The following is a 14134-nucleotide window of genomic DNA, read 5'->3' on the forward strand; positions in this document are numbered from 1 at the left end:
CGGCTCCTTCGTACGGATCCCGTTGGGCGACAAGCACCAAGGCGCTCAGTAGACGCTCACTCCGTAGGCGCTGAGCGCCTCGGTGACGGGCTGGTAGAAGGACTGCCCGCCGCTGGTGCAGTCGCCGCTGCCGCCGGAGGTCAGCCCCAGCGCGGTGTTGCCGGCGAACAGCGGGCCACCACTGTCGCCGGCCTCCACGCAGACCGTGGTCGCGATCATGCCGTTGACGGTGGTGCCGTCGCTGTAGTGCACGGTGGTGTTCACTTGTGTCACCGTGCCTCGGTGCAGGCCGCTGGTGCTGCCGCTGCGGCCCACTGTTTGGCCCACCACGGCGTTGCCGGCGCCGGAGATGTCGCGTTGCGTGCCGTCGTAGAGGTCCACGGTGCCCGGCCGGTCGATGGCGCTCGTGTACTGGAAGAGCGAGAAGTCGTTGTCCGGGAAGCTGGTGCCCACCCGGGCGGCGATGATCTGGCCGCCGGAGGTCGCCCAGGTGCTCGCGACGTTGCCGCAGTGGCCCGCGGTGAGCAGGTACGCGGTGCTGGTGCCGGGTTTCTTCACATTGAAGCCGAGCGAGCACCGGACTCCCCCGCCGAGAATGGCGTCGCCGCCGGCGATCGTGGTCCGGTACTCGCCAGCGGTCCGCTCCAGCCGGGCGGCCGCGCCGAGTGCCGACACCACCGACTTCAGCCGATCGAGCGTGGACCCGGTCACGGTGCTGTCGGCCGTGACCACGACCTGGTCGGCGACCGGGTCGACACCCCACGACGTGCCGGGAAAGGCGACTGTGTGATCGAGTTCGGCCGTGGCGGCCCGGAGCTGCGCGGCGCTGCGTGCGACCACCCGCGCCCGCGCTCCGGCGGCCCGCACGGTCGCGGCGTCCGCCTCGCGGGTCACGGTGACCACCAGTTGGCCGCTGTTGTCCACATAGGACCCAGGGCTGTCCACGCCGAGCCGCGTGGCCAGCGCGGCAACCTGCCGGGCGGTGTCCGGTGCGGCCTGTGCGCCCGGCGCCGCCAACGCGGTGAGCGCCGCCAACGCGACGAGCGAGGCGGAGGTGACAACGGACCCGGTTCTGCTCATGATGCCTCCTCAACAGGACGCGCGGCAGGACACCGCACAAGCGGTGGAAACGGCGGGAACACCCAGCCGAAGCAGTAAAACCGCAGCCATCGGGCGAAGTCAACGAGCCGGAGTCGGAAATAATATCAGTCCGGCTTTCTGTCCTGCGCGGTTACCCGACGGGCGGTTGACCGCGCCGGCCGATTGCCCCGACGATCGCGGAAGTGCCGGTGGCACACCACCACCGGTGGCCAGCCGCACCCGACCCGGCAGAGGAGCTGGTTTTCTTGGCGATCCGCACGGTGTTCCGTTTGCTGTGCACCATTCTCACCGCAGTCGCGCTGCTGAGCCCGACGGCGGCCGCCGCGCCGCGCGCCGACCTGTCCCGAGCGGTCGCGGACTCGACGATCACCGCCCACCCCGCGGCGTCGCTGGGGCTGGGCTACACCGACGCCCTGTTCCTGCTCGGCCTCTACCGCGTCTACCAGCGCACACACGACCAGCGCTATCTCGACTACATCGAGGCGTGGGGAGCCGCGAAGGTCGCCCCGGACGGCGACACCGGCAATCCTTACAACGATCTCGACAGCATGCTCGCCGGCAACGTCTTCCTGGTCCTCGCCCGGGAAAGCGGAGACACCCGCTACTCACTGGCCGCCACGCGCATTCGCACCAGGCTGGACACCTACCCGCGAACGTCTGACGGCGGCTTCATCCACAACACCGGGTTCACCGGGCAACTGTGGGCCGACGGCGCGTTCATGCTCACCCCGTTCCTCGCGAACTACGGTGCGGCCACCGGGGATTCCTTCGCCGCCACACAATCGGCGAAACAGTTGCTCACCTACTTCAGCCACCTCGAAGATCCGAGCGGGCTGCTCTACCACGCCTACGACGAAACCCGGACGCAGAGCTGGGCCGACCCGGCCACCGGGCTTTCTCCCGAGGTGTGGTGCCGCGCGGTCGGTTGGTTCGGCGCGGCGACTGTCGACGTCCTCGACGCACTGCCCCGGACGTCACCGGATCGCCGCGCGCTGATCGGCATCGTGCGCCACCTCGCCGACGGCTACCGGAAGTGGCAGGATCCCGCGACCGGTCGGTGGTTCCAACTGCCGGTCAAGCCCACGCTCGCCGGAAACTGGACCGAGACCTCGTGTTCGAGCCTCTACACCTACGTGCTCTCCCGTGCGGTCCAGCGCGGCTATATCGGACGGCAGTACCAGCCGGTGGTCGACAGCGGATACGCCGGCGTGCGCGACCGTGTCTCGATCGCCGATGGCGGAACCACTCAGATCACCCTGATCGGCACCGGGACCAGCGTTGGTGACGCGGCCTACTACCTAGCGCGGCCACGCGCCACCAACGACTTCCACGGCATCGGCGCGTTCCTCTACCTCAACGAGCAGATCATGGCTGCGGCGTGAGGTACAGCACCGCCGTCAACACCATGCCGCCGATGGCCACCACCCAGGTGTAGGGCAGGGTCGAGACCATCGCACGCTCCGGCCGCACGCCCGCGTACTGCGCCGCCCAGACCGTCTGGGTGCTCGTCGGATCGGACACGCCGAACACCTGGTTGTAGGAGGCCATCAACCCGACCACGGCCGGCAGGGGGTAGATGCCGCCGGTCACCAGCACGCCCGCGACGCCGGCGCCGAGGCCGAACACGTTGAGCGGTCCACGGAACAGGCACAGCGGGACGAGCAACGCGAAGACCACCACGAACCACCCGGCGCCGGACGGGCTGATCGCGGACACGACCGGGGTCAGCGCGTTCTTGGCGCCGGGCAGCTTGACCGCGGCAAGCAGCATCCCGATGGCCACGAACAGCGCGATCGGCGGCGCCGCGACCTCGAACGCCTTGTACAGCGAGCGCAGGGCGCGTCCGTTGAGCTCGCCCCACCGCGTGGTGGTCACCAGCGCAAAGACGACGCCGGCCAGCAGCGACGGGACGATCGGCACCGCCAGGCCCAGTGCCAGCACGATCGGCACCAGCGGCGTGATCAGCGCGTACCACGGCGCGTCACCGCGGCGGACGCGGGCCTTCGGCCGGTCCAGCCGCACCGCCCAGGCGTGCCGGGTCCGGCGGGTCTCCACGAACACGTAGACGATGCCCACGACCAGTGCCATCGGGAACAGGCGCACCATGATCGACTGCACGTCGCCGACCGGCGCGCCGACGGCGTCGGACAGGAACTGCCACACCGGCAGCTCCAGGGGCGAACCCGCCGAGATGCCCATCAGCACCGTGCCGCCGGCGGCCACCGGACGCACCCCGACCGCGATCATCGCCGGGATGCCGACCACGCCGGCCAACATCGCCGCCGGGGCTGAGCCGGTGATGCTGCCGCACAGGATGGAGACGGCGAACACGCCGAGCGCGACGAACGACGGGCGCTCCCCGCCGAACTCCACGATCTTGCGCACGAGCGTGCCGGCGATGCCCGACTCGTCCATCAGCGTGCCGAGCCAGGAGCCCAGCAGCACGGCGATCATCGTGGACGCCAGCGCGGCGGAACCGGTCTGCAACACGCTCGTGAGGATGCTGTTCGTCGCGCCGGTGAACGGGGCACCGGCCAGCAGGGCGATGCCGAGCGCGAGGAGCACCAGCGCGAACGCCGTGGGCAGGACGCGGGTGAGCATCAGCACCACCCCGACGGCCATCAGCACCAGAATCGCGATACCCATGGTCAGTATCCTTCCGCCAGCGCAGCGGTGATCAACAGCGGGCTCACGCCGAGACCGCTGCGGTGGTGGGCGAAGCGGTGCGCGGCGATCTCGTCCGCGCCGGCCACATGTCCGCGTACGCGGAACGGTCCGAGCCGCGCCGCGGTGTGCCCGAGCCGGCGGTTGAGTTCACGCACATCGAGCCGGTGGTGCGCGAGTTCGTGCGCCACGGCGGCCCGGCGCAGCGACTCCCCGGTGACCGGCCAGCCCTTGGCGCGGGCGAGTTCCTCCACGCGGCGCAGGGAGTCGGTGTAGAGCGTCACGGCGCCGCGGCTGTATTCGGCGAGCAGCAGTTCGCCGTCACCGACCCCGCCTTCGCGTTCGACGACGCGGACGTCGCCCGTGTCGATGTCGGCCCCGGCAGCCAGTTCGTCACCGTAAGCGAGCGCGACGCCAGCCCAGGCACGCAGTTGCTCCACGGCGCGGTGCTCGTGCGTGGGAGTCGCCCGCAGCAGGCGGGTCGCCAGGTCCAGGTCGGAGCTTCCGGCGCTCATCGGCGATCCTCCAGGAGCACGACCACCGGCTCGTCGTCCGCGCGGGATTTCAGTTCGGCACCCGCCAGCGCGACCAGCTGATCGCGGTCGAGCACGCCGGACAGGTCGACGATCCTCGGCCCCACCAGCAGCCACACCGCCGGGGCGCGTGAACCGCCGTCGCCGTAGCGGGTGTGCCGCTCGACCAGGGTCGCGAGCCGAGCCTGCGCCGAACCGGCGTCGGTGGTCTCCACCACGGCACCGGCACTGTGGAAACGAATCACGCCCTCGCCATCGACGACCCGCACGTGCTCGACCGGCCGCGTGAAACGGCCGAAGACACCGGAGCGAGGAGCCCGCGCGCCGAACACGCGGTGCTGCGCGGTCGCCGCTCGTTCCCGTACCTCCTCCGGGGCGACACCGATGCTTCGTGCCACCGCGGTCAGCACCCCGTCGTCGTCCACAGTGGACGACCGGTCCTTGGTGCGCAGCTCGGTGGCCCCGGTGGCGACCGCGCGCACCAGATTGCGCAACGGGTCCACCGTCACGTCCACCTCGACGCCCGCCGGGTCGGCGCCCTGGGCCACGACGGCCGACTCGGCCTCCGCGCGCACGGCCAGGATGTCCACATTGGACGGATTCGGCACGATGCGCTCGACCGACTCCCGCACCAGGGCGAGTGCGGCGCCGAGGGGGCTTATCACCTCCGCGTGCGCGGCGATCCGCCACTCGTACTCGGAGTCGCCGCCCAGGAAAGGCGTCACCGAAGCGGCGCCACCACCACCGCCGACCAGGGTGGGCCGATCCAACCGGTAGGCGCGGACCAGGTCGTCGACGACCGCGCGGATCGGCTTGACCGCCTGCCGCAACACCATTCGCGCGGCCTTCTCGACCGACGTTCCCAATGCCGCGGCGAGCGGTTGCATCGCCAACCTCGACGATTCGGCGTCCGCGTGGGCGTAGGCTCCGGCCGGCACCACTCCCAGTGCGTTGGCCGCGCACGTCAGCGTGAGCGCGTAGCGACGCCCGCCGGCCACTTCGAGCGCCACGTAGTCGGGCGAGTCGCCCGGCCGCGGCGACACGACCACCAACTTCGCCCCGGCCAGCGCGGACGCCGGCTCGAAGCACGCGTACCGCAGGCCCGCGATGTGGGCACTGCGCGGCCCGACGCCGGTCACCGCATGTCCGGAGAACCGGACCAGCGAGCCGCCGCCGACACCGACGGTGCGCACGTCGAGCGCCGGCAAGTACGTCTCGTACCCGCCGAGACGTGCGTGCCGCACCTGCACCCGGCCGCGCCGGACCACGCTGATGTCGGTCGAGGTGCCCCCGGTTTCCAGGAACACTCCCTCACTGAGCCGCTCACTCATCAGCGCCCCCGCCACGCCTGCGGCCGGCCCGGACAACGCCGTCAGCAGCGGCCGACGACGCATCTCCGGCAACGACATGACACCGCCGTCGCCGCGCACCACCATCAGCGGCGCGGTGATCCCCGCGCGCTCCACGCCGGTCTCAACCAGGTCGGCGGTCGAGACCATGCGCGGCATGATGCCGGCGTTGAGCACGGCGGTGCGCGCCCGCTTGGTCAGCCCGTACAGACCGGTGATCTCGTGCGTGGCCGTGGCGAGCACGCCCCGCTGCCGCGCCGCGGTCACGACCGCCAGCTCCCCATCAGGGTCGTCCACGCTGAACGGCTCGACGGCAACGACCACCTCGGCACCCAGGGCCGCGAGCGCCTCGACCGCCGCGCCCGCGGCGGCGAGGTCGGGCACGGCCGCGAACCGCACCGGCAGCCGGTGCCCCGGCGCCAGCTCCATCTTCGCGAACGCGCTCAGCCGACGGGTCGCGAAGGCGTCGAACCCGGTGCCGACGCCGGCGATGCCGACCGTCGCGACGTCGCCCTCCAGCAGCGCATTGGTCGCCTGGGTGGTGCCGTGCGCCAGAAAGGACACGTCACGTGCGCCGATCCCGACGTCGGCCCGCAGCTTCTCCAGCGCTTCCAGGATGCCGTGGACGACACCGTCTTCGTGGTCGTGGCTGGTCGGGACCTTCACCTTCCCGAGCAGCTCGAAGGACCGCGCGTCGACGGCGACCGCGTCGGTGAACGTGCCACCGACGTCGATGCCGATGCGCACCGGACCGGGACGCAACGCCATTGTCCGCACCTCCTGTGGGTGATGGTCAGTAGCCCCGGACCTCGGGCCAGCGCCGCTCGACACCGGCCCGGTCCAGCAGCCGCGCGAACTCGTCGAACACCGCCGGATCCTCGCGGACGCGATGCGGCTCGCCGCCCTCGCGCAGCACGAAGCCCGCGAGATGGCCGGCGACCTCCCCTATGTTCCACTCCACGGGATGCAAGCGGTGGCAGCCGTTGGTGATGTGGGTCGTGCCGATGTTCTTGCCCGCGGGCAACAGGTTCCGCATCCGGCGCGGCAACAACGCGCCGAGCGGTAGCTCGAACGGCACGCTCGGCACGTCGATGTAGTTGTCCCCGGAGGTGGACGGGTGCAGGTCGAGCCGGTAGCTGCCGACGCCGACGGAATCCTCGTGCCGCTTGCGTCCGGTCGGCCCCTGGACGGCCAGCGACACGTCCTGCTCGACGACCGTCGTCACGGCCCGGATGCGCCGGGCCTCCCGCACGTAGGCGGACTTGGCCAGGCCGTCGTCGGTGCCGACCACGTCCGGCCGCAGCTTCAGCCCCGGAAACCCGGTGCCACCGTCCAGCCGTGGCGCCTCGGTCTGCAGCCAGTACAGCACCGACAGCGACAGCTGCCTGGCCTCGTGGTGCGCCCGCACCACGTCCGCCGCGGTGTTCACGCCCTCGATCTCGACGGCGGGCCGCAGCCAGTAGTCGTTGAGGGGCCAGTTCACCAGTGTGATGTCGGAGTCGAAGGCGCCCGGCCGGTGCAGCTTGCGGGCCAGGATCCGTCGGAAGCCCCACAGCTCCCTGTCGCCCGCGTCGGCGCTCTGGTCGGCGCTGATCGCCAGCGGATCGGCTGCCGGGTTGGGCTCGAAGGTGCGGCCGACCGGCTCCAGCGATCTGGGATCCGGGGCGAGGAACCCGAGCAGCGGGCCCGGCCAGAACTCCGGGGTGTAGTCGCGCCAGAAGCCGTACATCGGGGGCCGGTCGATGGTGTGGTCCTGCCCGGCGTGGTGCGAGAGGGCGAAGCAGTAGGTGATGCCCTGGAGGTTGCCGGGATCCGCCTTCTCCGGCGCGTGCGGCTCGCCGTGCTCGGCCTGGGCCTCGGCCCCGATCGCGAACTCGGTTCCCGTCAGTGGCAACAGGTCGCCGTTCTCCGTCGCGTCGAGCACGTACGCGGCCCGCACCGTGGTGCGTTTCCCGCCCGGGCCCTCGAACGTGACGGCCTCGACCCGGTCGCCGTCGACGTCGGCCGCGACGGGACGATGCCGCAGCAGCACGGTGACGCGTCCGGCGGCGCGGTGCGGGGCCAGCATCGTCTCCAGCACCGCGAGGGCCACCCGCGGTTCGTGACACAGCTTGCTCACCCGTCCGGCGCCCGGGTTCAGTTCGGGCAACGCAATGGCTTCCGCCCGCAACGGGTAGTGCCGGCGGTAGTAGTCGCGCACCCCCTCCCGGAACCGTCGATAGGTGGCTGTGCCGCCGAAACGCTCGATCCAGGGATTCTCGTCCGGGGGCACCGCCTGCGCGGTGAACTGGCCGCCGAGCCAGTCCGTCTCCTCGGTCAGCACGACGTGATGCCCCGCCGAGGCGGCGGCCAGCGCGGCGGCGACGCCGCCCACCCCGCCCCCCGCGACCAGGATATCGGCGCCGAGTTCAGGCATGGTCCGTCCTAACGGGATGGTGGTGGGCCGACCTCAGAGCCGGCCACCGGTCGACACCGCAGCAGCTGCTGCGGTGTGCTCGTCCTGCCGGTGACGAGATCGATGAGCAGGCGCACCGCACGCCGGCCCATCTCCCGCATGGGGACCTCGAAACCGCTCACGCCGGCCGGACCGCCCAGCACGGCCAGCGACAGGTCGTCCGGAGTGGACAGACCGGCTGCGTCGACCGCCGCGCGCACCGCACGGTAGGCCGCGCCCGTGTCGGTTCCCTCCACGACCAAAGCCGTGACGCCCTCGGCCATCCAGCCCCGCACCGTGGCCACCGGCAGCTCAGGCTCGCCGAGCCGGACGACGGCGGTGTGCGGCGCCGCACGCAGCACCCCGAGCTGACGGTCTTCCGACGAAGGCGCCTCGTCCGGTTCGCGCACATAGCGGATCTGGCGGTGTCCCAGGCCGACCAGGCGCTCCAGCACCTGCGCCGACGCCGTGACGTAATCGGCGCCGACATACGGGATCCGCCCGTCGAGTTCGGGCCGCCGTCCGATGTAGACCAGCGGAAACTCCGAGCCGACCAGCCGCGACACCGGACCTTCCGGCACGTGCCGGCCGAAGAACAGGCAGCCGTCGGCCATGCGGGTGCGGCGGATCGCCGCCTCCTGCACGGCCTCCGGCCCGCTCGTGCCGGTGAACAGGATCAGGTCCTGGCCGAGCGCCGCGGCCTGCTCCTCGACCCCGGACAGGATCGGGTGGTAGGAATCCGCCTCGTCGGTAGGGAACGCGGCGCGGAACGTGTAGAGGCCGAGCAGGTTGGCCCGCGACGAGGCCAGCCGGGTGGCCACGGGGTGCGGCACGTAACCCAGTTCCTCGGCGACCTCCAGCACCCGGCGCCGGGTGGACTCGGCCATCCGCACCGCTCGGTTCCTCGCGAGCACGACCGACACGGTGGCCTGCGACACCCCGGCGACGCGGGCGATGTCGGTCTGCCTCGGCATTCGTCCCCGTGCTGTCATTCCACACCTCCCGGCGCTAATGCGGATCAGCCGAGGATCTGCGCAGCCCGCACCGGATTCAAGTGGCCGGCCCTTTTGTGTCCTGTCTGCGCCGGACGTGGACTAATACGTATCAGCACCTTGACACGGCGAGCCGGCCGTCCAACAGTCGCGATGGGTCGCCGCCGATCAGAGGGAGTTGCCGCATGACCGATATTTCCCGTCGCGCAGCCCTGCGCGCCGTCGCCGGAGCGGGTGTGAGCCTGGCCGCGCTGCCCATGCTGGGCGCCGTGTCCGCGAGTGCCGCGCCCGCCGGGTTCCCCGACTACCGCTACCTGCGCACGGCCTTCGACAAAACCAAGTTCAGGTACAACCCGACCGGCGAGCTGATCTTCCCGTGTATCCGCGGCACTGCGGGGCGGGTGGCGAATCCGTTGGGCCGCTACTACCTCTACTACGCCCCTCACGACGCCCCGGGCGGCATCTGCCTGTGCTACGGCGACAGTCTGGAAGGCCCCTTCACCGAGTACCCGCACAACCCGATCGTGAAGAACGTGTGGAGTCCGTACTACACCGTCTCCCACGTATCCTCACCGCACGTGCTGTGGAACGCGCAAGCCGGCGAGATGTGGCTGTACTTCCACGGCGAGAACACCACGACCCGCCTCGCCCGCTCGAAGGACGGCGTCACGTTCAGCTACGACAAGGTCGTGCTCTCCACCTCGATGCTGCCCGCGGGCACCACCGAAACCTCCTACGCACGCGTGTTCGAACAGAATCTTCCCGCGTTGGGCGCGAAGTACGTGATGGTCTTCATGATCAACAACAGCACCAACCACCGCACGATCGGCTGGGGCTGGTCGGCCGACGCCCGTGACTGGACCTTCTCGCAAACCCCGCTGATCCGGCCGGAAGAGGTCGGCGCGAGCAACCTGGGCTCGCCGGCGGTGGTGCAGCGCAACAACTCCACGTACGTCGTCTACCACGAGAACATCGAGGCGGGCGGAAACATGCTGATCACCGAGGTGGGCAACGACTTCAGCAAGCGCAACCATCTCGGCGTGTTCCACGCCCCGCTGGCCGGCGCGCCCGACAACGGCCGGTGCGCCTCGGCCTCGTTCGGCACCATGGACGGCAAGGAGTACATGTTCTACGAGGCAGGCGAGCGGCTCGCCGGTTCCATCGCGATCGCCCGCGCGGTCTGACCGTTTCGGGTGGGTGCTGGCGGGGCGCCGAACGGCACTCGCGCGCTAGCCCAGTTCGTCGAGGACCTGCGACACCTTGCCCAGCACGGTGTCGACGCTCGCCTCAACCATCCCGTGCATGTCCTCAGGCACGTCGAAGGTGTAGGCGATCTCGGTGGTGTCACCGGCAGCGGCCAGCGTGATCTCGGTGACGGCGTCGCCGGGTACCGTCATCACCAGGCGTTCGGCCGCACGCACCTCGTCGTAGCGCCCGGTCAAGGGAATCTCTTCCCCGCCTTCCGACACGACGGTAGCCTGCCAGGAACCACCGGTGCGCACATCCAGCACCGCGGTTCCCGGCTTGGCCGGCAACCAGCGCTCGAAATGCGGAGCCTGCGTCAAGACCTGCCACACCCGCTCGCACGGGGCCGCCAACGTCCGGGTCACGGTGAACTCGCCCACCGGCAATCTCCTTGTCGTCCCGGTCCGCGCCGCCGAGGGCCGGACCGCGCTGGCCAGAGTGTGTCTGCCGGACGGTCGAGCGTCAACGCCGACCGGCGAGCAATCACGGCGCCGGTGCGCGCGACAGCGAGAACTACCCGCAGTGCAGCATCGGTGCGGCCCAGTCGCCGTGGTCGAAGGCCGGTCCGTCGCCGCCGTCGCCGACCACGAGATCGAGCTTCTGCACGCCGGTCACGTCGGCGGTGACCTGCCTGGCGCCGTCGGCATAGCGGATCACCGGCGTGGTCGCGAGCTGGACTCCGTCACCGAGCACCGTGAAGGTCACGCTGCCTTGACCGGACGCCGCGACTTCGTCGTCGATGCCGACGGTCGAGGTGAATGTCCCGCACCTGCCGCCGAGGAACACCGAGACATCGCTGACCGCGTTGGCGCCGAGTCCCTTCGGATAGACCGTGCCGCGCAGGGTGATGGGCTTGCCGTCGCCCGCCCCCGTCTCACCGTTGGACAGATCCCGTTCGACCGGACCCCATCCATTGCTCGCCGAGACGAACGGCAGATCGCTGACCTGCACGCTGCCGTGCGGCGGCACCGTCACCGTGACCACCTGCTCGACGTGGATCGCATCTCCCCGGCCGGCCGGATTGCCGTAGGTGACCACGACCGGCACCTCCACCACCGCTGCCTGCTGATCGACCGGCAGCGTCACCTGCCAGTGGCCGGTCAACACCCGGCCGGCCGGCAGTCGCTCGGCGGTGACGCTGTGGCCGGACACCTTCCAGGACAACGGCAATCGTGCCGTGTCCATGGCCATCCGCACCGAATGCAACGGGTTGCCCTGTGGCAGCACGAAGTTCGCGTCGATCGACACCGACGAGCCTGCGTCCGCCGGCACGGTCGACGGGGTGAGCGTCAAGGTGGTCGGAGGGACCAGCACGATCGGTGAGTCGCAGGTGGTCCTGTCGGGTCGCGCCGGGCAGGCGACGGCGGCGAAGCCACCGTCGGCCTGTGCCGCAACCGAGAGCGAGTCCGCCGAGGTCACCGTTCTCGTGGTGCGCTCCAGGCCGTTGGCACCGTCGGCGATCGTCTCCACCAGCCAACGGCCACGGCCGAGAAAGCCCAGCGGCGCGGTCATCGTGCCGGCGTCGCCGGCCAGGATGCCGCCGACGAACCACCGGTCACCGTTGCGGCGGGCCATCACGACCTGCCGGTTGCCGGCCGCCGTCAGCTCGGGCGAGCCGGAGACCAGGCGGGTCTCGTCCCACGTCGTCGGCAGCTGTTCGAGGTACTTCTCGCCCACCGGCTGGGCGTCGAAGCCCGCCGGGCTGTCGCCGAGATGGGTCCAGCCCGACTCGTAGACGACGGGCAGCGCCAGCTCGTGGGCCAGGGAATTCTGCCGGTTCGGCCGGGAGAACCAGGTCGGCGTGTAGTCCATCGAGCCGACGATGTTCCGGGTGAACGCGAGCCAGACGTCCCTGGTCGGGTTCTGCCCGTTCTCCTCGCCGCGCACCGCCTCCACGCCCATCACCTGCGGCCAGGTGCGTTGCAGGCCACGGGGAATGGTCGCACCATGAAAGTTGATCATCAGGTGCAGTCGGGCGGTGTCGGCGAGTATCGCGTCATACCACTGGAACTGCGACTGCGCGTCGGAGTCCATGTAGTCGACCTTCACGCCGGCCACGCCCCAGGACTTCACCTTGGGCAACCAGTTGTCGCGCTGCTGCTGGGTACGAAGGTCGTTCCAGTCGAACCACAGCAGCACGTTCACGCCCCGCGCCCGGGCGTAGCGGACCAGCTCCGGCACCCAGCTCTCCTGCCAGCCGGCGTCGACCAGCGTGTACTCGAGCCCGTGAGCCGCGGCGAAGTCGATGAACTGCCGCTGCTTGGCGGGGTCGCTCGGGCTGTCCGGGTCGCTCAGCCAGGACCAGTCGGCCATGCCCGGCCGCAGCCAGGACGTGTCGGCCAGCCGGGCCGGTGGTGCCAGGTCGTCCACCAGGGTGGAGCTGACCAGTGTGCCCAGGTCACCGATGATCGCGGTGCGCCACGGCGTGTCCAACGGCCCGGCTGCCGTGACCGGCCGGCCGTCGGCCAGCGCGACCTGGTACGCGGTCGAGCCGTCGACGTGGTCGAGGTGGCTGCCGGCATACCGGCCGTCCACATCGGACTCGGTGAGGAGGGCATAGTTGGCGCCCACCTTGAACAGGGTCGGATAGCCGAACGAGCAGGTGGCGCCGGAGCAGGTCTTCGGCGTGGCGATGTTGGCCGTCGCGGCCGTCGCTTGCGTGCGTTCGTTCTCGTAACTGCTCCGGTAGGGCTGCACCCAGGCGTCGGCGTCGGCGGGCAGTTCGAAGGTGGATTCCTCGTGCTGTACGGTGATCGGGCCGGCGCCGTCGAGATGGTACCGGTAGGCGACGCCGTCGTGGGCGACCCGCACGGACAGGCCGAGAGTCGCGCCGTCGGCCGCCCGGAAGGTGAACGTGGCCTCGCGCATGGTGGTTGCCCGGTCACGTTGCTTGCCGGTGACCATCCGATAGGACTGGCGCACGAGCTGATCCCGGCGTCCCACATAGGTCAGACCCGAGTCGAACTCATGGTCCGCGGTCGTGATACCGAGCCGGCCGGGCAACAGAACCGTTGCGCCGGAACGACTCACGGCCAGGTACGGCGTGCCCGTGCCATCGAGAGTCAGGGTTGCCGTCGGCCCCGCACCATCCGGGGCGGTGATCGTCCACCGGCCGGCTGATTGTGGCGCCGCAACGGAAACCCCGGCCACACCGACAAAAGTCAACGCGGACACCAGCACGGTCGCGACGAGCCGTCCGATCAGCACAGCACACCTCTCCCCTGACTTCGTTGCCCGGTTCGCGTCTGATCTCACTCGATCGTGCTCGACACGCGTTCGGCCGGTCAAGGCTTCCGGTGGCTTCTGGCCGGTCGTGTCAGCCATTGCAATTTCCACGACTTGGACCAAGGGATGCGCTTCGACCGACCGTCCTCAATGGACCGGTCATGATGATCATCTCGGGCGAACGTGATCGTTCCGACGGTGCCGCCGGGCCGCGGCCGAACGGACCAAAACCGAGCCGGTGCGGGCCAACTCCTTGACACTCGCATTGGTCTAGTCCAAGTTCGGCACCGCGTCGAACGGGTGTCCTTCTCGGACCGACACTCGTCCCGCCCACCGCCCCACTCGGGCAGAACCCGCTCTACACAAGGAGAATTGATGCAGCAAGCCCGACTTGTCGCGGCCGTCCTGGCGGCCATGGCCGTCTGCGGCGCGGCGGCCGTGGCCGAGGCCGCCGAAGTGGTGCCGACCGGCGGCCCATCCGTCGACGCCCTGGCTTCGAACGCCCTGTCCAACAACTGGTACGCCTCGGCGCCGTACCTCATGCCGGTCAGCAACAACCCGCCCGACCCGACCGTCGTGATGGCCGCGACC

10 protein-coding genes and 1 pseudogene are annotated in these 14134 nt (G+C 70.4%); 3 read left to right on the top strand and 8 right to left on the bottom strand.

The window, feature by feature from the left end:
* Window positions 1-45: 45 nt before the first annotated feature.
* Window positions 46-1080 carry a S1 family peptidase gene (locus tag AB0M73_RS37095; protein ID WP_363901252.1) on the bottom strand — a complete coding sequence of 345 codons (1035 nt, stop codon included), beginning with the start codon at window positions 1078-1080 and terminating at the stop codon, window positions 46-48.
* Between the two features lie 266 nt (window positions 1081-1346).
* Between AB0M73_RS37095 and AB0M73_RS37100 the strand changes: the two genes are divergently transcribed.
* The gene (locus AB0M73_RS37100) at window positions 1347-2483 is read left to right on the top strand and encodes a glycoside hydrolase family 88 protein (protein WP_363901255.1); all 1137 of its coding nucleotides are present in this window, start codon (window positions 1347-1349) and stop codon (window positions 2481-2483) included.
* Here the strand turns inward: AB0M73_RS37100 and AB0M73_RS37105 are convergent.
* From AB0M73_RS37105 to AB0M73_RS37125, 5 genes are read right to left on the bottom strand one after another with little or no spacing between them, the layout of a single operon-like run.
* Window positions 2467-3747 (bottom strand): transporter, encoded by a 1281-nt coding sequence (locus AB0M73_RS37105; protein WP_363901258.1) that lies wholly within the window; start codon window positions 3745-3747, stop codon window positions 2467-2469. The genes AB0M73_RS37100 and AB0M73_RS37105 overlap by 17 nt on opposite strands.
* A gap of 2 nt (window positions 3748-3749) precedes the next feature.
* Window positions 3750-4280, bottom strand: a complete 531-nt coding sequence (locus AB0M73_RS37110) for a hypothetical protein (RefSeq protein WP_363901261.1) — start codon at window positions 4278-4280, stop codon at window positions 3750-3752.
* The gene (locus AB0M73_RS37115) at window positions 4277-6415 is read right to left on the bottom strand and encodes a hydantoinase/oxoprolinase family protein (RefSeq protein WP_363901264.1); all 2139 of its coding nucleotides are present in this window, start codon (window positions 6413-6415) and stop codon (window positions 4277-4279) included. The genes AB0M73_RS37110 and AB0M73_RS37115 overlap by 4 nt, the downstream gene beginning before the upstream one ends.
* A gap of 25 nt (window positions 6416-6440) precedes the next feature.
* The gene (locus AB0M73_RS37120) at window positions 6441-8063 is read right to left on the bottom strand and encodes an FAD-dependent oxidoreductase (RefSeq protein WP_363901267.1); all 1623 of its coding nucleotides are present in this window, start codon (window positions 8061-8063) and stop codon (window positions 6441-6443) included.
* Between the two features lie 8 nt (window positions 8064-8071).
* Window positions 8072-9055: a LacI family DNA-binding transcriptional regulator gene (locus tag AB0M73_RS37125; RefSeq protein WP_363901270.1), complete on the bottom strand. Its 984-nt coding sequence runs from the start codon at window positions 9053-9055 to the stop codon at window positions 8072-8074.
* A 203-nt stretch (window positions 9056-9258) separates the two neighbouring features.
* On the opposite strand from AB0M73_RS37125, the gene AB0M73_RS37130 reads away from it, so the two are divergent.
* A complete protein-coding gene (locus tag AB0M73_RS37130) occupies window positions 9259-10257 on the top strand; it encodes a hypothetical protein (RefSeq protein WP_363901273.1) in 999 nt (332 codons plus the stop codon).
* 45 nt (window positions 10258-10302) lie between these two features.
* Here AB0M73_RS37130 and AB0M73_RS37135 read toward each other — a convergent pair whose 3' ends face one another.
* Window positions 10303-10698: an SRPBCC domain-containing protein gene (locus AB0M73_RS37135; RefSeq protein ID WP_363901276.1), complete on the bottom strand. Its 396-nt coding sequence runs from the start codon at window positions 10696-10698 to the stop codon at window positions 10303-10305.
* A gap of 133 nt (window positions 10699-10831) precedes the next feature.
* The gene (locus AB0M73_RS37140; protein ID WP_363901279.1) at window positions 10832-13525 is read right to left on the bottom strand and encodes a glycoside hydrolase family 97 catalytic domain-containing protein; all 2694 of its coding nucleotides are present in this window, start codon (window positions 13523-13525) and stop codon (window positions 10832-10834) included.
* A 393-nt stretch (window positions 13526-13918) separates the two neighbouring features.
* On the opposite strand from AB0M73_RS37140, the pseudogene AB0M73_RS37145 reads away from it, so the two are divergent.
* Window positions 13919-14134, top strand: a pseudogene (locus AB0M73_RS37145) (chitinase); the annotation flags it as partial.

The organism is Kutzneria sp. NPDC051319 (assembly GCF_040682195.1).
In the GTDB taxonomy this organism is placed as follows: domain Bacteria; phylum Actinomycetota; class Actinomycetes; order Mycobacteriales; family Pseudonocardiaceae; genus Kutzneria.